The sequence below is a fragment of the Enterococcus avium genome, assembly GCF_002891025.1.
Classification (GTDB): Bacteria; Bacillota; Bacilli; order Lactobacillales; family Enterococcaceae; genus Enterococcus_A; species Enterococcus_A avium.
In genome coordinates, this window is record NZ_NBSL01000002.1 from 1,025,820 (window position 1) to 1,046,145 (window position 20,326).

General features: G+C 39.4%; 16 protein-coding genes and 1 pseudogene. 16 read left to right on the plus strand and 1 reads right to left on the minus strand.

What is annotated here, in order from left to right; translation table 11 throughout:
- Positions 1–104 precede the first annotated feature (104 nt).
- The 14 genes and pseudogenes from polA (at position 105) to AUF14_RS05440 (ending at position 15,169) form a co-directional block, all read left to right on the plus strand.
- Entirely contained in the window at positions 105–2,744 is a 2,640-nt protein-coding gene (polA, locus tag AUF14_RS05380) for a DNA polymerase I (RefSeq protein WP_016179143.1), read from the plus strand.
- A 48-nt stretch (positions 2,745–2,792) separates the two neighbouring features.
- Positions 2,793–3,626: a DNA-formamidopyrimidine glycosylase gene (gene mutM / locus AUF14_RS05385; RefSeq protein ID WP_016179142.1), complete on the plus strand. Its 834-nt coding sequence runs from the start codon at positions 2,793–2,795 to the stop codon at positions 3,624–3,626.
- Between the two features lie 3 nt (positions 3,627–3,629).
- Positions 3,630–4,229, plus strand: coding sequence for a dephospho-CoA kinase (coaE, locus tag AUF14_RS05390; protein WP_016179141.1), 600 nt, complete (start codon positions 3,630–3,632; stop codon positions 4,227–4,229).
- A 183-nt stretch (positions 4,230–4,412) separates the two neighbouring features.
- The gene (gene nrdR / locus AUF14_RS05395; RefSeq protein WP_016179140.1) at positions 4,413–4,886 is read left to right on the plus strand and encodes a transcriptional regulator NrdR; all 474 of its coding nucleotides are present in this window, start codon (positions 4,413–4,415) and stop codon (positions 4,884–4,886) included.
- 11 nt (positions 4,887–4,897) lie between these two features.
- Positions 4,898–6,211 carry a DnaD domain protein gene (locus AUF14_RS05400; RefSeq protein WP_016179139.1) on the plus strand — a complete coding sequence of 438 codons (1,314 nt, stop codon included), beginning with the start codon at positions 4,898–4,900 and terminating at the stop codon, positions 6,209–6,211.
- Positions 6,211–7,137 carry a primosomal protein DnaI gene (gene dnaI, locus AUF14_RS05405; RefSeq protein ID WP_016179138.1) on the plus strand — a complete coding sequence of 309 codons (927 nt, stop codon included), beginning with the start codon at positions 6,211–6,213 and terminating at the stop codon, positions 7,135–7,137. The genes AUF14_RS05400 and dnaI overlap by 1 nt, the downstream gene beginning before the upstream one ends.
- Positions 7,138–7,255: 118 nt before the next feature.
- A complete protein-coding gene (locus tag AUF14_RS05410) occupies positions 7,256–7,969 on the plus strand; it encodes a tRNA (adenine(22)-N(1))-methyltransferase (RefSeq protein ID WP_016179137.1) in 714 nt (237 codons plus the stop codon).
- Positions 7,950–9,071, plus strand: a complete 1,122-nt coding sequence (locus AUF14_RS05415; RefSeq protein ID WP_034876975.1) for a Nif3-like dinuclear metal center hexameric protein — start codon at positions 7,950–7,952, stop codon at positions 9,069–9,071. Before AUF14_RS05410 ends, AUF14_RS05415 begins: the two co-directional genes overlap by 20 nt.
- Positions 9,072–9,094: 23 nt before the next feature.
- Positions 9,095–10,324: a peptidase T gene (pepT, locus tag AUF14_RS05420; RefSeq protein ID WP_049219900.1), complete on the plus strand. Its 1,230-nt coding sequence runs from the start codon at positions 9,095–9,097 to the stop codon at positions 10,322–10,324.
- Positions 10,325–10,426: 102 nt separating this feature from the next.
- Positions 10,427–11,461 (plus strand): lysylphosphatidylglycerol synthase transmembrane domain-containing protein, encoded by a 1,035-nt coding sequence (locus AUF14_RS05425; protein ID WP_016179134.1) that lies wholly within the window; start codon positions 10,427–10,429, stop codon positions 11,459–11,461.
- 455 nt (positions 11,462–11,916) lie between these two features.
- Positions 11,917–12,711: pseudogene (gene ltrA / locus AUF14_RS05430) on the plus strand (group II intron reverse transcriptase/maturase); the annotation flags it as partial.
- A gap of 349 nt (positions 12,712–13,060) precedes the next feature.
- Positions 13,061–13,183 carry a hypothetical protein gene (locus AUF14_RS23095; RefSeq protein ID WP_016178252.1) on the plus strand — a complete coding sequence of 41 codons (123 nt, stop codon included), beginning with the start codon at positions 13,061–13,063 and terminating at the stop codon, positions 13,181–13,183.
- Positions 13,184–13,251: 68 nt separating this feature from the next.
- Positions 13,252–14,496 (plus strand): group II intron reverse transcriptase/maturase, encoded by a 1,245-nt coding sequence (gene ltrA / locus AUF14_RS05435; RefSeq protein WP_016178253.1) that lies wholly within the window; start codon positions 13,252–13,254, stop codon positions 14,494–14,496.
- Positions 14,497–14,614: 118 nt separating this feature from the next.
- Positions 14,615–15,169, plus strand: a complete 555-nt coding sequence (locus AUF14_RS05440) for a group II intron maturase-specific domain-containing protein (RefSeq protein ID WP_016181100.1) — start codon at positions 14,615–14,617, stop codon at positions 15,167–15,169.
- Positions 15,170–15,244: 75 nt separating this feature from the next.
- On the opposite strand, the gene AUF14_RS05445 is transcribed toward AUF14_RS05440, so the two are convergent.
- Positions 15,245–16,255, minus strand: a complete 1,011-nt coding sequence (locus AUF14_RS05445; protein WP_016180349.1) for a zinc-binding alcohol dehydrogenase family protein — start codon at positions 16,253–16,255, stop codon at positions 15,245–15,247.
- A gap of 157 nt (positions 16,256–16,412) precedes the next feature.
- Here AUF14_RS05445 and clpB point away from each other — a divergent pair, with 157 nt between their 5' ends.
- The gene (gene clpB, locus AUF14_RS05450; RefSeq protein ID WP_016180348.1) at positions 16,413–19,016 is read left to right on the plus strand and encodes an ATP-dependent chaperone ClpB; all 2,604 of its coding nucleotides are present in this window, start codon (positions 16,413–16,415) and stop codon (positions 19,014–19,016) included.
- Positions 19,017–19,297: 281 nt separating this feature from the next.
- Entirely contained in the window at positions 19,298–20,155 is an 858-nt protein-coding gene (locus AUF14_RS05455; protein ID WP_016180347.1) for a glucosaminidase domain-containing protein, read from the plus strand.
- Positions 20,156–20,326: the final 171 nt, after the last annotated feature.

A 20,326-nucleotide genomic window follows, 5' to 3' on the forward strand; every position in this document is an offset into this window, starting at 1 on the left:
GAATACTTTGTTAAAATGAATCGTGAAGGATTGAAAGTCTCGTTCATTAATTTTTATAGAACATTTCTAAAAAAATCCCTGAATAGGAAATAGGAGTCGAAGAGATGAGTGAAAAGAAATTATTATTAGTTGACGGAAACAGTGTAGCGTTCCGTGCTTTTTTTGCCTTGCATAATTCGTTGGAGCGCTTTAAAAATAAAAATGGCCTACATACGAATGCGATCTATGCATTCAACAATATGTTTGAAAACGTGATGGAGCGTGAAAAACCTACCCATGTATTAGTTGCTTTTGATGCCGGCAACACGACATTTCGGACAGCTATGTATTCTGAATATAAGGGTGGTCGTTCAAAGACTCCTGGTGAATTTCGCGAGCAAATGCCTTACTTACGTGAATTATTAGTTGGTCTCGGCGTGAAACATTATGAGTTGGACAATTACGAAGCGGATGACATTATTGGAACTTTGGCCCATCAAGCAGCGGATGAAGGCTATGATGTCGTTGTTTTATCTGGAGACCGCGATTTAACGCAATTAGCGACAGATAAGATTAAAGTGGATATTACAGTTAAAGGTGTTAGTGAAATCGAATCTTACACTCCGGAACATGTTGCCGAAAAATATGACGGGTTAACGCCAAATCAAATCATCGACATGAAAGGACTTGCCGGAGATACCTCGGATAATTACCCAGGCGTAACAAAAGTCGGAGAAAAAACGGCAATCAAATTATTGAAGCAGTTTGGCAGTGTTGAAGGTGTTTACGAAAGTATTGATGAACTAAAGAAAAGTAAAATGAAAGAAAATTTGATTAATGATAAGGATCAAGCATTTTTATCTAAGGAATTGGCTACAATCAAATTAGATGCACCAGTTGAAATTTCCATTGATGAATTAGTTTATAACGGAAAAGATTTGGATAAGCTTATTCCTTTCTTTAAGGAGATGGATTTCAAAGGCTTTTTAAATAAATTGAACGTGGAAGAAGAGGAAGTTGAGTTAGAGGACATCAAATTCGAAGTTGTCACGGAGTTTAACGAAAAGATGTTTGATGCCGATGCCGCCTTATATGTTGAAATGCTAGAGGACAATTATCATTTATCAGATATCGTGGGTGTCGCTTGGGGCACTGGAGATAAAATTTATGTAACAAATGAATTGGCTTTGTTTGAAAATGAGGCATTTAAGAAATGGCTTGAAACAGCAAATGGTAAGAAGGTTTATGACGCTAAGCGTACTTATGTGGCATTGAATCGCTATATTACAAAAACCGAGGGAATCAACTTTGATGTTTTATTAGCTGCGTATTTATTAGATACGAATGATAACAGTAACGATATCGCGGGTGTGGCACAGTATTATGGTTATACAGAAATTCAAACGGATGACCAGATTTATGGAAAAGGAGCCAAAAAAGGGTTGCCTGAAGATGATGAAATTTTCTTTGGACATTTAGCTCGTAAAATTAAGGCAATTCATTTCCTAAATGATAAGCTAGAGAAAGAATTGGAAGAGAAGAAACAAGATAAGCTGTTTTACCAAATGGAACTGCCCCTTTCTCGTATTTTAGCAGAAATGGAAATTGCCGGAATTACGGTTAATGCACAAACGTTACAGGCTATGCGGGGAGAATTCTCGAAACGTTTGCAAGAAATCGAAGAAAAAATTTATCAAGAAGCTGGTGAAGAGTTCAATATCAATTCACCAAAACAATTGGGCGTGATCTTGTTTGAAAAAATGAATTTGCCAGTTATTAAGAAAACAAAAACAGGTTATTCGACAGCGGTAGATGTTTTAGAACAGCTGCGTGAACAGGCCCCAATCGTTGAACATATTTTAAATTATCGTCAAATTGCAAAAATCCAATCAACCTATGTTGAAGGATTATTAAAAGTGATTCAAGGGGATAATAAGATTCATACACGCTATATTCAGACCTTGACCCAAACCGGCCGATTAAGTTCGGTTGATCCAAACTTGCAAAATATTCCAATTAGATTAGAAGAAGGACGAAAGATTCGTCAGGCTTTTGTTCCTCGTGATGAAGACTGGGTAATCTATTCTTCTGACTATTCTCAAATTGAATTGCGTGTTTTAGCACATATTTCTGGGGATGAGCATTTGAAGCAGGCGTTTCGTGATGGTATGGATATTCACACTAGTACCGCGATGCGTGTCTTCAATGTTACTGAAGATGAAGTGACGCCGAATATGCGTCGAAATGCCAAAGCAGTAAACTTCGGAATTGTGTATGGTATTTCTGATTATGGGCTATCACAAAATCTGGGAATTACGCGCAAGGCCGCACAAGAATATATCGATACGTATTTTGAAAATTATCCAGACGTAAAACGTTATATGGAAGAAAGCGTACGTGAGGCTAAAGATAAGGGCTATGCTGCCACACTTTATAATCGACGACGCTATTTACCAGATATTAATGCGCGAAACTTCAATCTTCGTTCATTTGCAGAGCGAACAGCCATAAATACGCCAATTCAAGGAAGTGCAGCAGATATCTTAAAACTTGCAATGATTGAGATGGCAAAACGTTTGAAGGAGGAAAAACTACAGGCGACGATGCTGTTGCAAGTACACGATGAGCTTGTTTTCGAAGTTCCAGAAAGTGAATTGGAACAATTAGACAAATTAGTCAAAGAAGTGATGGAGAACACTGTTCAGTTAGATGTCCCGTTGTTAACCGACAGTAATTGGGGCAAAACGTGGTATGAAGCAAAATAAAAAGAAGCTGGGAGAAATTCCAGCTTTTTGATTTAGGAGTGAAGTAAAATGCCAGAATTGCCAGAAGTAGAGACTGTCAGAAAAGGTTTGGTCTCTTTGGTTAAGAATAAAACGATTGCGAAAGTTGATGTTTATTGGCCGCGCATTATTGAATTTCCCGAGATCGATATTTTTCAGCAGCAATTGATCGGTGAAACAATAGAAACAGTGGATCGACGTGGAAAGTACTTGATCTTTGAATTTACACATTACGAGATGGTTTCACATTTACGGATGGAAGGAAAGTATGAATTTTTTGATCAGCCGACTGCGTTAGACAAACACAGCCATGTTCGTTTCATTTTTACTGATGGTTCTGAGTTAATTTATCATGACGTACGTAAATTTGGTCGAATGGCTCTATTGAAAAAAGGAACGGCGAAAGAGTATAAAGGTTTGACGCGGTTAGGCCCTGAGCCGACAGATGCGGATTTTGACTTAGCTGATTTTAAAGTTAAATTGAAAAAGGCTTCCACCATGATCAAGCCTCTATTACTAAATCAAAAAATCGTGGCAGGCTTAGGAAACATCTATGTTGATGAAGTCCTCTGGTTAGCGAAGATTCATCCTGAACAACCGGCGAATACGTTGAGTTCTCAAAGTGCTCGCCAGTTGCGTGAAGCGATTATCGAGGTGATCGGAAAAGCGAAAGAGGCAGGCGGAACGACCATTCGAACCTATTTAAATGCGCTTGGAGAGGCTGGACATTTCCAACAAGAATTGCACGTCTACGGACAAACTGGTGAACCGTGTTCGCGTTGTGGCACACCAATTATCAAAATCAAAGTAGCGCAAAGAGGGACACACCTTTGTCCTCATTGCCAAAAACTAAAGAAGGTGTAGAATTTGAGCTTTGTATTAGGTGTTACTGGTGGTATCGCTAGTGGAAAATCAACGGTTGTAGATTTTTTTAAGGCAGAAGGATTTCCAGTTGTTGATGGAGACATTATTGCTCGGGAAGTCGTAGAGCCGGGTACTGAAGGACTGATGGCTTTAGAGAAAGTTTTTGGTAAAACAATTTTGCAAAACGATGGTAGTTTGGACCGCAAAAAATTGGGAACTTTAATCTTTCAAAATGAGCAAAAAAGACATCTGTTAAACAAAACACTTGATCCATTTATTCGTGATGAAATAAAAAAACAAACACTAGAGGCAAAAAAAGGAAGTCACTTGGTGATTGTTGATATCCCACTCTTATTCGAAGGACATTACGAATCAATGATGGATGAAGTGGCAACAGTTTATGTTACACCAGACATCCAATTGGAACGCCTGATGGCAAGAAATAATCTTTCTGAAGAAGAAGCTTTAAAACGCATTAATAGCCAGCTTCCGTTAGAGGAAAAGAAAAAAAGAGCGGATTTCGTATTTGATAATTGCAATTCACAAGAAACAACGCGTCAAGAGGTTCTTAAATGGTTAGAAAGAAAAAAATTTGTTTCTTAAAGAATTCAGCGTCGTAGCTTTACGACGCTTTTTTTAGTGGGCTGGTTATGGTAAACTCATGTTATATAAACAAAAAAGTTTTCTTTCAAACCTGTTTTTGTTTTTGAGAAATTATTCTATATAACAAAAAGATATTCATACAAAGTGAGTCATTCTAATTAATAAGAAAGTGCGGGTGAAATTATGCGTTGTCCAAGATGTAATCATAATAATTCACGAGTAATTGATAGTCGACAAACAGATGACGGGCGAGCGATCCGCCGTCGAAGAGAATGCGAGAGCTGCGGGTTTCGTTTTACGACCTTTGAGCGTATTGAGGCAGCTCCTTTATTAGTTGTTAAACGAAATGGGGATCGCGAAGAGTTCAGTCGTGATAAAATTTTACGCGGGTTGATTCGCTCTGCAGAAAAACGTCCAGTAGCTATGGAACAGATGGAACAGATCGTGGATCATGTAGAAAATCGTGTTCGCAGTATGGGAGAAAATGAAATTCCTACGAGTCAAATCGGCGAATTTGTCATGGAGGATTTAATGGAAGTGGACGAGATCGCCTATATTCGTTTTGCGAGTGTTTATCGACAGTTTAAAGACATGTCTGTATTCTTGAAGGAATTGCAGGAAATCGTTGACAAAGCAAAGTCAACAGATGATGAGTAGGAGGCTTTTTAGTGGCAGAAGAACTAAAACCCAGCACCTTTTACACGGTCTACGGTGAGCCACAACTTGATCAAAGCAAACAGGATGCGTTGCTTTATTTATATCAGCCGATTATCGGCAGTAACGCATTAAGCTTATATTTAACTTTTGTTAGCGATGTTAGCATAGAGGGTAAGAGTGCCAGCCTCATGCATACGGATTTATTAGCTGCAGTGGATACTGGACTGATGAATCTGGTGAAAGCGCGAGAACAATTAGAAGGCATTGGTTTGTTAGAAACGTTTCAAAAAACAGATAATGAAATTGGCATGAGTTTGCTCTATCAGCTTCACCCTCCATTGATTCCAGAGAAATTTTTTCAAGATCCTTTGATGGCTTATTTACTGATGGACAAGGTAGGAAAACGACGTTATGAACGTTTAGTTGAGCGCTTCAAGCCGAAAACCTTTGAAAAAGGTGAAGTCAAGAATATTACCAAACGTTTTCGTGAAGTTTATCGTTTCGATGATAAAGCTTTTGCCAGCCAAAGTGAAAGTTTAGAACAAACACAAGAGGCTTTTTCTACCCAAACAGATTTTGATTGGTCATTGTTTACGCAACAGCTTAAACGCTTTAATTTGTTTTTGAGTTATGATGATCGTGAAAAGCTGCAAACCTTTCAAACTTTGTATGGCTTGAATGAATTGGATTTAGCAGAGTATGTAGCGAAGGCAAGTGCTGGTGAAAAAAACGGGTTGAATTTTAGCTATTTACGTCAGCTGATCAACAAGGAAAAACGTCCCAACGTATCTGCTGAGCCTAAAGAAACGATGATCGATAGCTCTGCCAATAACGGAAGTTTTTCTCCGCAGGAATTAGAGGTCATTGCTCAAAGCAAAAAAATTGCGCCAGTAACATTTTTACGAGCGATTAAACGCGAAAAAGGCGGATTTGAGACAAATACGGAAGTTCGATTGCTAGAAGAATTGATTAGTCGCAATTTGTTACCGAAAAGCGTCATCAATATAATCATCAATTATATTTTGGTCATTCAAAACCAAGCGGTAATCAATGCGAACTATTTGAATGCTATCGCAAATGATTGGGCACAGAAAAAAATTATCAGTCCTGAAGCGGCAATCGCCCATGTACGTGAGAACAATCAAAAACTGGTTCGCAAACCTCAGACCAGTCGTCCAGCTTATCAAAAACGCGGAGCGGGTCGTAAAGAAGCGTTGCCAGAGCACATCAAACAGCCACCTAAAGAGACCAAATTAACACCGGAAAAAGAAGCAGAATTGAACCGTAAATTAGCGGAATATTTAAGTAAAGAAGGTGACGATTAATGGAAGATGTAGGAAAAGAGTTGAATCGCATCATTAAAAGCCGTGGGGTCGATGGTCGTTACCGCCAAATGATGGAAGAAGTTTTGGCCGATCCAGATGTTCGTCAGTTTATCGAAGAGCACAAAGAAAAGCTGACACAAGAGGATATCGAAAAATCCTTTGCGAAATTATATGAGTTTGTTCAAGAAAAGAAAAAATATTTAGCTTCTGATCCAACTATGATTGCACCGGGTTATGAACCGCAATTGAGTTTAAACTTTCACTTTATTGATGTGACCTATGTACCGACAGATGAGCTGTTGCGTATGAAGCGTGAAGAGGAAATCCGCAATCGCGTGAATTCGCTAGATATGCCCAAAGATATTCGCAAGGCCTCGATTCGCACCTTTGAGGTTACCTCTGGGCGTAGTGAAGCATTGGAGGCTTCTCTGGATTTCATTAATCAATATGAGGCAGCACCAAAAATGTTTCATAAAGCCTTGTTTTTAGTGGGGGATTTTGGTGTAGGGAAAACCTACTTGTTAGGAGCTGTTGCCCATGAACTAGCAGTTAAGGGTTTCGAAACCACACTTTTACATTTTCCAACATTTGCTGGAGAAATGAAACAAGCGATCTCCAATGACAAAGTAGGTCCAAAACTAGATGAAGTAAAACGGGCACCAATCTTAATGATTGATGATATCGGTGCAGACTCCATGAGCGCTTGGATTCGCGATGAAGTGCTAGGAGTGATCTTGCAGCATCGAATGCAGGAGCAATTACCGACCTTTTTCTCATCTAATTTCAATATGGATCAATTGGAGCAACATTTATCCGTTACACAACGAGGCGATGAGGAACCTTTGAAAGCAAAGCGGATTATGGAGCGTGTTCGTTATTTAAGTAGAGAAATCTGGGTAATCGGTGAAAATCGCCGAAACGGTTAAAAAAACAAAAATATCCTTAGAAAAAGGCAAACGCCCTATTAAAAAGCGCTATCATTTAGCTCTTTTTAGGGGGCGCTTTTTTTAAGGAGTGTTATAATTACTTTTAGGATGTGAAAAAATGAACGCGAAAGATTTATCGATTCGTTTACAAAAAGCGGCAGAATTTGTGCCGCAAGATGCACGTTTAGCAGATATAGGTTCAGATCACGCGTATCTGCCCGTCGCTTTAATGCTGCAAAACAAGATATCTTATAGTATTGCAGGAGAGGTCGTAGTAGGCCCGTATGAGTCAGCTAAAAGGCAAGCAGCAAAAAATGGTTTAGAGAACAAAATTGATGTTCGGTTAGCGGATGGACTTGAAGCAGTTGAATTGAATGATCAGATTTCAGCCATCACTATTTGCGGAATGGGCGGTGTCTTGATCCGCGATATTTTACAACGTGGGAAAGAAAAAGCGCGCCTATCCGGTAAAGAGCGCTTGATTCTACAACCAAATGTTGGAGAGCGTCAATTACGTCAATGGCTAGTAGCTGAAGGCTATACGATCACAGAGGAAGCCATCATTGAAGAAAATCAGAAAGTTTATGAGCTGATTGTTGCTGATAAAGATTTAGTGCAGCCGGATTATACTGCCAAAGAACTATTCTTTGGACCAGTTTTACTGAAAGAAAAAGCTCCTGTTTTTATCAAAAAATGGCAGCACAAACTAAGCAAAATGGAAAAAATCTTAACTAGTTTACACCAAAGTGATCAAGATGTTACCGAAAAAATCCGCGAGGTTATACTGGAAATTGAATGGATCAAGGAGGTACTTGAAGATGCAGGGAAGTGAATTTATCCAGCGTTTTAATCAATATTGTCCCGAATGGTTGGCTGAAGAAGGCGATCCTGTCGGCCTTCATATTGGTACTTTAAATAAAGAAGTCAATCGAATCATGATGAGTTTAGATGTTCGACCAGCAGTTGTCGATGAAGCGATTGAGAAAAAAATTGATCTGTTAATTGTGAAGCATCCACCGATTTTTCGTCCTGTTTCTCGTTTAACGACTGACGATATTCAAACAAAGATGTATGCGGATTTGATCAAACATGATATCGCGGTTTTTGCGGCGCACACGAATATGGATATCATTGAAAATGGATTGAATGATTGGTTTTGTGAAGCATTAGCTGTTTTTGATACGGATTATTTAATTCACACCCATACGGTATCCATGAAAAAACTGGCAGTTTACGTTCCTCAAGAGGCCGCAAAAAAAATGCGCCAAGCATTGGCTGAAGCTGGTGCAGGAGAACAGGGAAATTATCAAGCGACTTCATTTACCATTAATGGAACAGGGCGTTTTACGCCAAATGCAGAAGCAAATCCGACAATCGGCGCGGCGAATGTTGCTGAACAGGTCCAAGAAAGTAAAATTGAAGTGCTGTTTCCTGAGACACGGCAAACGGAGGTAGTTCAAGCGATGCTTGCTGCTCATCCATATGAAGAACCTGCTTATGATATTTATCAAATTGATAATTTGGCAGAAAAGTATGGAATTGGTCGAGTCGGCGAATTAAAGGAAGCGATGCCGACAGAAGACTTCATTGAAAAAGTGAAAAATACGTTTGATTTGGAAGGCTTACGTGTGGTTTATCCTCATAAGACAAAGAAAACAATTAAACGCGTAGCAATTTGCGGCGGCAGCGGAGAAAAATTTTATCGTGAGGCCGTAGCAGCAAAGGCGGATGTTTATATTACTGGAGATGTTTACTATCATACCGCTCATGACATGCAAGAAACAGGAATGTTGGTAATTGATCCAGGACACTATATTGAGTCGCTATGTAAAGAAAAACTGGTAGACTTATTTAACCAATGGAAAAATGAAGAGGACTGGAAGGTTGAATTTTTTGTATCTGAGACTTCCACAAATCCTTTTTCATTTAAATAAATAGCATTAAAGGAGAGAGTAAGATGTACGAAAATTTATTACCGCGTTTTTTAAAGTATGTAAAGACAGAAACTCGTTCTGATGCGACAAGCACCACAACACCCTCAACTCAAACACAGGTAGCCTTTGCTAAAGAGCTGATGAAGGAATTAGAAGAGATCGGTATGCAGGAGATTACCTACAACGAAAATAACGGCTATGTGATCGCCACTTTGCCAAGCAACCTTGACAAAGAAGCGCGGACTATCGGTTTTATCTCTCACATGGATACAGCAGATTTCAACGCAGAAGGAGTCAACCCTCAAATCGTTGAAAATTATGATGGTGAATCTACTATTAAGTTAGATGCTGACGGAAAATATACATTAAATGTAAAAGATTTTCCGAATTTGAAAAACTACGTCGGACAAACATTAATCACTACTGATGGATCAACACTACTGGGTTCTGATGATAAATCTGGGATTGCTGAAATTATGACAGCGATGGAGTATTTGATTAATCACCCTGAAATCAAACATGGTGAAGTACGTGTCGGCTTTGGTCCCGATGAAGAAATCGGTATCGGTGCGGATAAATTCGATGTGAAACAGTTCAACACAGATTTCGCCTATACTATGGATGGTGGTCCAATTGGCGAATTGCAATATGAAACATTTAGCGCTGCTCAAGCAGAAATCACGATGCATGGGAAAAACGTTCATCCAGGGACAGCTAAAAACACGATGATTAATGCGTTACAAATGGCAATTGATTTCCATAACCAACTACCAGAAGGCGATCGACCAGAAAAAACAGATGGACGTGAAGGTTTCTTCCATTTATTAGCTTTAGATGGAAATGTGGAAGAAGCGAAAATGACCTATATTATTCGTGACCATGACCGTGATAAATTTGAAGAACGTAAACAAATGATTACAGATCTACAAGCAAAAATGAATAGCCAATTTGATCAAGAACGTGTGGAAATCAACATGTATGATCAATACTACAACATGGGTGAAATCATTGAAAAAGACATGAGTGTCATTGATCTTGCTAAGGGTGCGATGGAAGAGGTTGATGTGAAACCAATCATTGAACCAATCCGTGGCGGGACAGACGGTTCTAAAATCTCATTTATGGGTATTCCTACGCCAAATATTTTTGCTGGTGCTGAAAATATGCATGGTCGCTTTGAATTTGTCTCATTACAGACGATGGAAAAAGCAGTTGACGTAATCGTAAAGATTATTGAAAATAATGCTAAATAATAATTTTTCTGAAAAAGCTTTGAGAAAACTTGAAGCTTTTTCTTTTTTTGCTCATTCGCATGTGGTAGGCTATAGCAATAAAGAAAAAAATGAGGCAAAAAAATGAACTTATCAATCAATCGTAAATTGATTCTAAATATCCTTATATTTATAGTAATGATCGGCGTTATTATCTTCGTTATTCGTGACTCTCTAAGTGATATTTTCACCGAACTGGGTAGAACTTCTTTACCGGTCCTTTTAGGTGTGACAGGACTCGGTTTAATTAGTCAAGTAATCGAAGGGTACACGATTAAAAATATTGCGGGTGAATTCAACCCAGAATTTACCATTCGAGACGGATTCTTTGCATCCGCATATGCAACTTTCTATCGTGTTATCACATTCGGTACAGGATCAATTGTATCTGAGGTTATTTACTATCATAAAAAGGATCTGAGATATTCTGAAGGAACGGGCACGAGTGCCTTGAGAATGGTCACCTATAAAATCGCCTTAATGGTTTGGGCGCTGGTCTTTTTAATTGTGAAAAGCGATGCGATTCAAGAACATATCTCAAACGGGATCTTTTTAGTGCTTGCTGGAATTTTGGTAACATTACTAATTATTTCGAGTTTATTGGTATTAAGTCTTAATATCAATGCACAGGTAGTATTAGTAATCATTTGCAACCGCTTGTTCAAACGAAAAAAATTAAGAGATATCGTTGATCAGGTGAATAATCAAGTTTATTCTTTACGTGGTGCTATCAAATCATTCATCCGTGATCGTCGTTCTGTTATTCGAGTATTTTGCTCAAATATGGCAAAATTAGTTGTTTGGTATTCGTTACCCTATTTCATATTGGTTCAAGATTATCCTGATATTGATCTTTGGCTGACAGTGGCTTTTATCAGCTTCACGGTGATTATTGGTGGTGTTTTGCCAGCGCCAGGGGGAATCGGCGGCTTTGAGTTTGTTTATGTTTTATTATTTCGAAATGTTGTTGGAAGAGTAGATGCCGTGTCTTCATTGCTATTATATCGTTACGCGACATACTTGCTGCCGTTCTTGATAGGGATGATTTATGTACTATTCAAAAAGCAGCGACAAATCAATCATGAAATCAAAGAAGCTAAAAAGGAAGTTAACGAATAAGCGTTAACTTCCTTTTTGGTGTGCGCCCTGCATGGGTGAAAACTTGGTGGTGAAAGTCCACTACAGGCTTGGCAGTAGGAACTGTTAGCGAAAGACAAGGTGGCAATCGTGAGGTTGTGGCTGAAGGAAGTCGGACGCAAACTCCTGAACTGACGAACAGAAACTAGATACAAGGCTGAATTAGGTCGGATAAGTCTTCATCACAAGACAAAGTCCAATACTGCCCGAAACCTATACAGTAAATCTAGCAGTTACATAGGAGGAAAGTTTTCACTCTTACCGGGGGAGATCTCATGAGGGTGTTGTGGGCGTTGAATGAAAACAAACCAGCACAACGATCATGGCGACATGATGGTGAATCATGAGAAGTCAGCCGAGGTCATAGTAGTAACGACACTGACCGTTACGAAGGACTGAACAATAAGAATCTTGAATAATTTAGGAGGTGTGAGAAGATGCGACGACCGCAGAAAACAAGAAAACTTGGCTATCATCAAAGAGCTAGTGTGGAACACGAAGGGTATGATGAAGTGCGCAGCACTTCTTGCGGTGAACAGAGGAAACAAGATGGTGTAGAAAATCTGTTTGGGAGAATTCTAGAGCGGAATAATCTCAATCAAGCGTATCTTCAAGTAGTCAGAAATAAAGGGGCGGCTGGTGCAGATGGGATGACCGTCGATCAACTGCTTCCTTACTTGAAAGAGCACCGCGAGGAATTACTATCCAATTTACGCCAAGGGAACTATAAACCTCAGCCTGTTTTGCGAGTAGAAATACCGAAACCAAACGGCGGTGTAAGAAAACTAGGAATTCCCACGGTTATTGATCGTATGCTTCAACAGGCAATCAATCAAGTGTTACAACCGCTATTTGAACCAGAATTCTCAGATAATAGTTATGGGTTTCGCCCAAATCGCAGCGCACATGACGCAGTGAAGAAAGCAAAATCTTATTATGAACAAGGTTACCGATATGTGGTGGACATTGATATGAAAGCCTACTTTGACACCGTAAATCACGATAAGCTGATGTATTTCATTGAGCGGAAAGTAAAGGACAAACAAGTCCTAAAACTGATCCGTCAATACTTAATGAGTGGTGTAATGGAAAATGGACTCATCACAACAACGGAAGAAGGAACGCCCCAAGGAGGCAATCTCTCTCCCCTGTTAAGTAACATCTACCTGAACGAATTTGATCAAGTGCTAGAAAATCTAGGACATAAATTTGTTCGATACGCCGATGACTGTGCGCCATGAAAGTGTGCGTGAATAGATAAACTATTCAAAGCAGCTATGCTGTATAGATGATGGCAGACGGCCTGCCGAAACCGCCATACAGGTGGAGGTTTCAAACCACCTTAAGGTGCTGTAGTCAAAAGCTATGGTATTGAGCGTTAAGGAAAAGGCAACCAAGAGTTGTCAGGTGTGTGTTATGGAGATGAGTGACCATACGAACCACCCACAGAAGTGTCGAAAGCGTATAAATTCCGTCAAAACTGGGTATAGTCGTTGACCTAGGATGAGCTTGGAGGAAACCTGTTTACTGATCAGGCGGCGGGCGGCATAAAGGTGGCATGAACATAACATAGGCGTCTATATGGAACGTGGGAACCCACGGGCTGATGTCAAGGGAGTATTTCAAGCGGAAGCCCCGCAAGAAAAGAGTACCGATGCAGTCATGGGGGCAGATTGGGTTGTAGTAGTGAAGAAGCTCTTGTAACGAGAGTGGAGCGAAGAACCTGAGTTATCCAGTTTCAAGGATAAGTCAACTTTAAGGAGGAGGAACTTATGCAAGAAACAAAGTCATACAATATTTCAAAACAAGCAGTTTACCAAGCATTTCTAAAAGTAAAAGCCAATAAAGGAACTTTTGGAGTAGATGAAGAATCAATTGAGGCTTATGAATATAAGCTGAAAGATAATCTATACAAACTGTGGAATCGATTATCATCGGGAAGTTATTTCCCAAAACCGGTAAAGGCAGTATCCATTCCTAAAAAGAGTGGTGGGCTGAGAGTACTTGGGATTCCAACAGTTGAAGATAGGATTGCACAGATGGTAGCGAAGATGTATTTTGAACCTGTAGTAGAACGATTGTTTTATGAGGATTCTTATGGCTATCGGCCGAATAAGTCGGCAATCCAGGCAATAGAGAAAACAAGAGTTAGATGCTGGAAAAGAGATTGGGTACTGGAATTTGATATTAAAGGACTATTTGACAATATCAGACATGACTATCTAATTGAAATGGTAAAAAGGTACACTCAAGAGAAGTGGATTATCCTATATGTGGAAAGATGGTTAAAAGCACCTTTCCAGAGGGAAGATGGTTCGACTGTTTCGAGAAAAGCCGGGACACCGCAAGGTGGTGTAATCAGTCCAGTTCTAGCGAACTTGTTTCTTCATTATACGTTTGATGACTTCATGGAAAAAGAATTTCCTAATATACAGTGGGCTAGATATGCCGATGATGGTATTACTCATTGTGTATCCCTAAAGCAAGCGAAATATCTGAAGAAAAGATTGGAAGAACGGTTTAGAATCTTTGGTTTGGAGTTACATCCTGATAAGACAAAGATTGTTTACTGCAGAGATAGTGATAGGATGGGGAACTATCCGATAACGACATTCGATTTCCTGGGCTTTACGTTTAGACCTAGAGGCGCCAAGAATAAATATGGAAAATGCTTCACAAATTTTCTTCCGGCTGTATCAGATAAAGCGAAAAAGGCGATTCGCAAAGAGGTAAGGAATTGGCGATTACAATTAAAAGCGGACAAAAAGCTAGAGGATTTAGCGAATATGTTCAATAGTAAAATTCAAGGATGGATGAACTATTACATGAAATTCTATAAATCAGAAATGTACAGTCTACTGCGCTACATCAACCAATGTCTCGTGAAGTGGGTTCGTCGTAAATATAAAAAGCGACAAGCACGAAGAAAAGCGGAACATTGGTTAGGGGAAATCGCCAAGCGAGAAAGAAATTTATTCGCGCATTGGAAAATTGGAATATTACCATCGGCTGGATAATGGGAGCCGGATGAGCTGAGAGGTTCACGTCCGGTTCTGAGAGGGCCTAAGGGGGAGGTTCCCTTGGGCTACTTACTGCAATATCTATGTTAGAAGCAAACGAGCAGGACAGCGTGTGATGAAGAAATCCATTCAATTTCTCGAAGAACAACTAAAGTTGACGGTAAATCGAGAAAAGAGTGCGGTAGGAAGCCCATTGAAACGAAAGTTTCTTGGATTCTGCATTCTGCCAACAAAGAAAGGTATTAAAATTCGCCCTCACGCAAAAGCAAAACAGCGTGTGAAAAGCAAGCTCAAACAACTCACTAAAAGAAACCGTGGAAGAAGTATCCAACTTATTTTAAAAGAAATCAAGCAACTAATGACTGGTTGGATCAACTACTATGGAATTGGTGAGATGAAAGAATTCATGAGGGAGTTAAACGGTTGGTTGAAGCGAAGAATCAGACAATATATTTGGAAACAATGGAAGAATCCGAGAACCAAAAGGAAAAATCTGATTCGTTTAGGGATCGATAAAGCGAAAGCGTATGAATGGTCAAATACAAGAAAAGGTATTTGGTCAGTCTCCAAAAGTCATATTCTTCATCGATCATTAACAGACAAAGAACTGGCCCACCAAGGATATGAGGACATCTCCTTGAAGTACCAGTTCGTACACTCAACTTATTGAACCGCCGTATACGGGTCCGTACGTACGGTGGTGTGAGAGGGGCGGAAGGTCAGTTGGCTTTCCCCTCTACTCGATTTAAAAATGGACAACCAATTTTCCAATCATGTCGTCTTCTTCAATAATTTGATGAGCCTGATAGAAAACCTCAGGTGTGAACCCCGGAATGATTTTTGTCAGGGTACTCTTGATCTTTTTTTCTTGTAGCAGTCGTACTAGGAGCTCCAAAATGGCCCCCTGTGAAGCTATATTATGGTTATAATCGGTTTTAGCAAACATATACTCCCAATCAAAGCTACCGGATTTATTTTTGAGTTTTGCTAAATTTAAGTCTTTACTGGATTCTACGATGGAACCAAGATGACCGAATGGTTCCAATAATTCGCTCATTTCTTCAAAATAACGATCAGTAGAATGAAGAATCAGAATGTAAGGTAACGAATGATAGCCGATCTTTTTAAGTTGTTTAGTCAAATCCTTATGATGATTGATAATATGGTCGGCGCCCATCTTTTCTGACCATTCCTTGCTTTCTTTGCGAGAAGCAGTCGTAATAACGGTTAGGCCCGCCCATTTTGCAAGTTGGGTGGCAACAGAACCAACCCCGCCAGCACCATTGATGATTAGGATTGCTCCGCTATTTTGATTCTCTTTGGGCACCAAATCCATTTTTTCAAAAAGCATTTCATATGCGGTGATAAAGGTTAATGGCATAGCAGCAGCTTCATCGGCCGAAACGTCATGAGGTAATTTTGCGACGATCCGAGAATCGACAACCTGACTTTCGCTATAGCTGCCGTATCTTTTAGTAGTACCTGCGAAAAGGACGCGGTCCCCGACTTCAAGATGCTTTACTTCGCTGCCTAATTGGGTCACAACGCCAACACTGTCAAAGCCTAAGACATGAGGCTGGGGTGTTCCTTTACCTGTTTGTCTTAATTTTGTGTCAACTGGGTTGATAGAAGTAGCCATATTTTTAACGACAAGATCCGTTTTATTTAATTTAGGAAGCATGACTTCATATGTTTCAAAATGGTTTCCACTCGAAAGTTTGAACCCTTTTTCGAAGCCAATCACGCGTGAAATCATTGAATCACTCTCTTTCTATTAATGAAAGAATTGTAGCATTATTTTGTTTTTCTTCATAATAATAAACTTTAATATTGAAGGACAATTTGTTTGACCTTTACTGACCAAAGTTATATACTAATGAATGTAAACTACTATTAATGTCGGAGGTATGCTTATGAATATCGAGAAAATGACGACAACGTTACAAGAAGCAATCGCTGAAGCTCAGCAAATTGCAGTGACAAGACATCATCAAGAAATTGATATTGCTCATGTTTGGAAAATATTTTTACAGCCAAATCACTTTGGGCGCAATTTTTATACGGATGCTGGAATTGATGTGGATCAGTTCGAACGTGAAGTTGATAAAGTATTAGATGAATATCCGACCGTTAGCGGTGGAAATGTTCAATACGGACAAAATATCAGTCAGAATCTTTTCAATCTATTAAATGAAGCTGACCAGTTACGTGAAAAATTTAATGATGATTTCTTATCAACGGAGATCGTTATTCTAGCCTTAATGAAATTAAAAAATTACTCCTTGACGAAATATTTGAATCAGCAAGGATTAAATGAAAAAGAAGTACAAAAAAATATTGAAGATATGCGAGGAGGGGATCGAGTGACCTCACAAAATCAAGAAGAAACATATAAAGCTTTAGAGAAATATGGCGTGGACTTAGTTCAACAGGTTAAAAACGGCAAACAAGATCCGATTATTGGTCGCGATGAGGAAATTCGTGACGTTATCCGCATCCTTTCGCGGAAGACTAAGAACAATCCTGTATTAATCGGAGAACCTGGTGTTGGTAAAACAGCGATCGTCGAAGGTCTAGCTCAACGGATCGTACGTAAAGATGTACCAGAAAATCTAAAAGACAAAACAGTCTTTTCCTTAGACATGGGTTCATTGATTGCTGGAGCCAAATTCCGTGGAGAATTTGAAGAACGACTTAAAGCCGTTTTAAAGGAAGTCAAAAAATCAGATGGACGAATTCTACTGTTCATTGACGAAATTCATAACATTGTAGGTGCCGGTAAAACAGAAGGCAGCATGGACGCCGGAAATCTTTTAAAACCAATGCTGGCTCGTGGAGAATTGCACTTAATCGGTGCTACGACACTAGATGAGTACCGTCAATATATGGAAAAGGATAAAGCATTGGAGCGTCGTTTCCAAAAGGTGCTAGTTAAGGAGCCGACCGTTGAGGATACGATTAGTATTTTGCGTGGATTGAAAGAGCGTTTTGAAATTCATCATGGAGTAAATATTCATGACAATGCTCTAGTAGCAGCGGCAACATTGTCAGATCGCTACATTACTGACCGCTTTTTGCCAGATAAGGCGATTGATTTAATCGACGAAGCCAGCGCTAGCATTCGCGTGGAAATGAATTCGATGCCGACTGAGCTGGATCAAGTGACTCGTCGATTGATGCAGTTGGAAATTGAAGAGGCGGCTTTGAAGAAGGAAAGCGACGATGCAAGCAAGAAGCGTCTAGAAAACTTGCAGGAAGAATTGGCGGACCTTCGGGAAGAAACCAATGCGATGAAGTTGCAATGGGAAACGGAGAAGGAAGAAGTCAATGTTGTTTCAAATAAACGGGCTGAGCTCGACCAAGCAAAACATGAGTTAGAAGACGCGGAAAATAATTATGACTTAGAGCGAGCTGCTGTTCTTCGACATGGCACGATTCCAAAGTTAGAAAAGGAATTAGCTGATTTAGAAGAAAAAAATAAAAAGAGTGACATCAAGATGGTACAGGAATCCGTGACAGAAAACGAGATTGCTCAAGTAGTAGGACGTCTAACTGGAATTCCCGTAACCAAGCTGGTAGAAGGTGAACGTGAAAAACTTTTAAGTTTAAACAGCACACTCCATAAACGTGTAATCGGTCAAGATGAGGCTGTGGATGCAGTAAGTGATGCAGTGTTACGTTCGCGTGCTGGTCTGCAGGATCCAAATCGTCCGCTCGGATCATTTCTATTTTTAGGACCAACTGGTGTCGGTAAAACTGAACTGGCAAAAGCGTTGGCGGAAAATCTATTCGATTCTGAGGATCATATGGTACGGATCGATATGAGTGAATATATGGAGAAACATTCAGTGTCGCGACTTGTTGGAGCGCCTCCAGGTTACGTAGGCTATGAAGAAGGTGGTCAATTAACAGAAGCTGTTCGGAGAAATCCTTACACGATCATTTTATTGGATGAAATCGAAAAAGCGCATCCAGATGTTTTTAATATTTTACTGCAGGTCCTTGATGATGGTCGACTGACAGACTCTAAGGGTCGATTGGTTGATTTTAAGAACACAGTTTTGATTATGACGAGCAATATTGGCTCTCAAGTGCTATTGGATGGTGTGACCTCAGAAGGTAAAATCCCTGAAGCGACTAAAGAACAGGTATTAAGCATGTTACGAGGTCATTTTAAACCGGAATTCTTAAATAGAATTGACGATACAATTCTATTTACACCATTGAGTTTAGAAGATGTGAAGGGAATCGTCGAGAAAATTGTGCAGCATTTATCTCATCGATTAGAGGAACAGGAAATCCAACTAGATATCACTGAAGACGCCAAAAGCTGGATTGCAGAGAAGGCTTATGAACCACAATATGGTGCACGGCCGTTGAAGCGTTTCATTACACGTGAGGTAGAAACACCACTGGCAAAAGAGATTATTGCTGGTCGAGTAATGCCGAAAACCAAGGTATCCATTGAATTGTTTGATGATCAATTAGTATTCCAGAATCAAGCAATAGACGAATAAAATAATTATGTAAACAAAAATAATCAAAAATTAAGAACGAAACAGTGAGAGTATTTTTCAACACTGTTTCGTTTTTTCTTAATTTCTAAAGTTCATTTCATTGATATAAAAAAATCAAGTGCAATTAAACAGAAACATAACAACTTTTACGTTACGCATGTTACGATATAATGACAAATTAGTGAATTTACGGTGTTTAAATTGTTTGTTATTTGTTCTTGGATTATACTTTTAAAGTAACTAAAAATGAAAAGCTCGCGAAGGTTTCTTGGAGGTATATAATGAATCAATTTAAAACCCGCATCGAAAAATATAATTATATAAGAACACAGCAAAAGGCAAAACGAATGAAAGCCGCAAAAAGGACGCTTCCTATAGTCGGAACAGCAATGATACTTTCGCCAGCTGTTTTGACGATGAATAATGTGAAGGTAAGTGCAGCTGAAATGGGACAGACGCAAAATCAATCTGCATTTATTGAACAATTAGGCGCTTCTGCAATGCAGGTTTCAGCTTCAAATGATCTTTATGCATCTATTATGGTTGCTCAGGCTTTGGTTGAGACTGGTTTTGGAACATCTCAATTGTCGGCCGCACCGTATTACAATTTGTTTGGTGTCAAAGAATACAATGGTGGACCTTCAGTGTCAATGAGCACACAGGAATATTTGGATGGACAATGGGTTACGATGAATGAACCATTTGCCGTTTACAACAGTTACGCAGAATCATTTCAAGCACATGCTAATCTTTTAACTGGTTCTTATTATGCTGGTGCGCGGAAAAGCCATACTTATAGCTACCAAGACGCGGCGATTTACTTAACAGGACGTTATGCGACAGATCCTGGTTATGCAGGAAAGTTGATTTCTTTGATCCAAACCTATAATTTGACTCGCTTCGATACACCAGGAGCAGGTACAGCAGTGCAAACAGCGAATCAAACACAAAATACTACTGCTAGTCAAGATAGTCAATCAGCAACAGCTTCTGCTAGCGGTCAATCCTATACAGTCCAATCAGGAGATTCAATTTGGGGAATTGCTGAAAAATTCGGTATCAGTGTTGATCAATTATTGGCTGATAATGGCTGGAGTTCGGATTCAACAATTATGCCAGGGGATACAATTGTCATTTAATCTTTCAAAGATGGAGCAATTTGCTCCATCTTTTTAATGGTCTGTAGTTAATCTGTTTAGTAGTTTAATCCCAAGCGATAAATATAGGTAGTGAGGATATTTAAAATGAAGCAGCTTTCGTTATCATGATGAGATTACTGAGGTGTTTTACTGAATATCTTTATTAGAACC

Coding starts and splice junctions, on each gene's coding strand:
- pepT (WP_049219900.1), top strand. CDS start 9,095: ATGTACGAAAATTTATTACCGCGTTTTTTAAAGTATGTAAAGACAGAA.
- AUF14_RS05455 (WP_016180347.1), top strand. CDS start 19,298: ATGAATCAATTTAAAACCCGCATCGAAAAATATAATTATATAAGAACA.
- clpB (WP_016180348.1), top strand. CDS start 16,413: ATGAATATCGAGAAAATGACGACAACGTTACAAGAAGCAATCGCTGAA.
- AUF14_RS05440 (WP_016181100.1), top strand. CDS start 14,615: ATGAAGAAATCCATTCAATTTCTCGAAGAACAACTAAAGTTGACGGTA.
- dnaI (WP_016179138.1), top strand. CDS start 6,211: ATGGAAGATGTAGGAAAAGAGTTGAATCGCATCATTAAAAGCCGTGGG.
- AUF14_RS05425 (WP_016179134.1), top strand. CDS start 10,427: ATGAACTTATCAATCAATCGTAAATTGATTCTAAATATCCTTATATTT.
- ltrA (WP_016178253.1), top strand. CDS start 13,252: ATGCAAGAAACAAAGTCATACAATATTTCAAAACAAGCAGTTTACCAA.
- AUF14_RS23095 (WP_016178252.1), top strand. CDS start 13,061: ATGGAACGTGGGAACCCACGGGCTGATGTCAAGGGAGTATTTCAAGCG.
- polA (WP_016179143.1), top strand. CDS start 105: ATGAGTGAAAAGAAATTATTATTAGTTGACGGAAACAGTGTAGCGTTC.
- nrdR (WP_016179140.1), top strand. CDS start 4,413: ATGCGTTGTCCAAGATGTAATCATAATAATTCACGAGTAATTGATAGT.
- AUF14_RS05445 (WP_016180349.1), bottom strand. CDS start 16,255: ATGATTTCACGCGTGATTGGCTTCGAAAAAGGGTTCAAACTTTCGAGT.
- mutM (WP_016179142.1), top strand. CDS start 2,793: ATGCCAGAATTGCCAGAAGTAGAGACTGTCAGAAAAGGTTTGGTCTCT.
- AUF14_RS05410 (WP_016179137.1), top strand. CDS start 7,256: ATGAACGCGAAAGATTTATCGATTCGTTTACAAAAAGCGGCAGAATTT.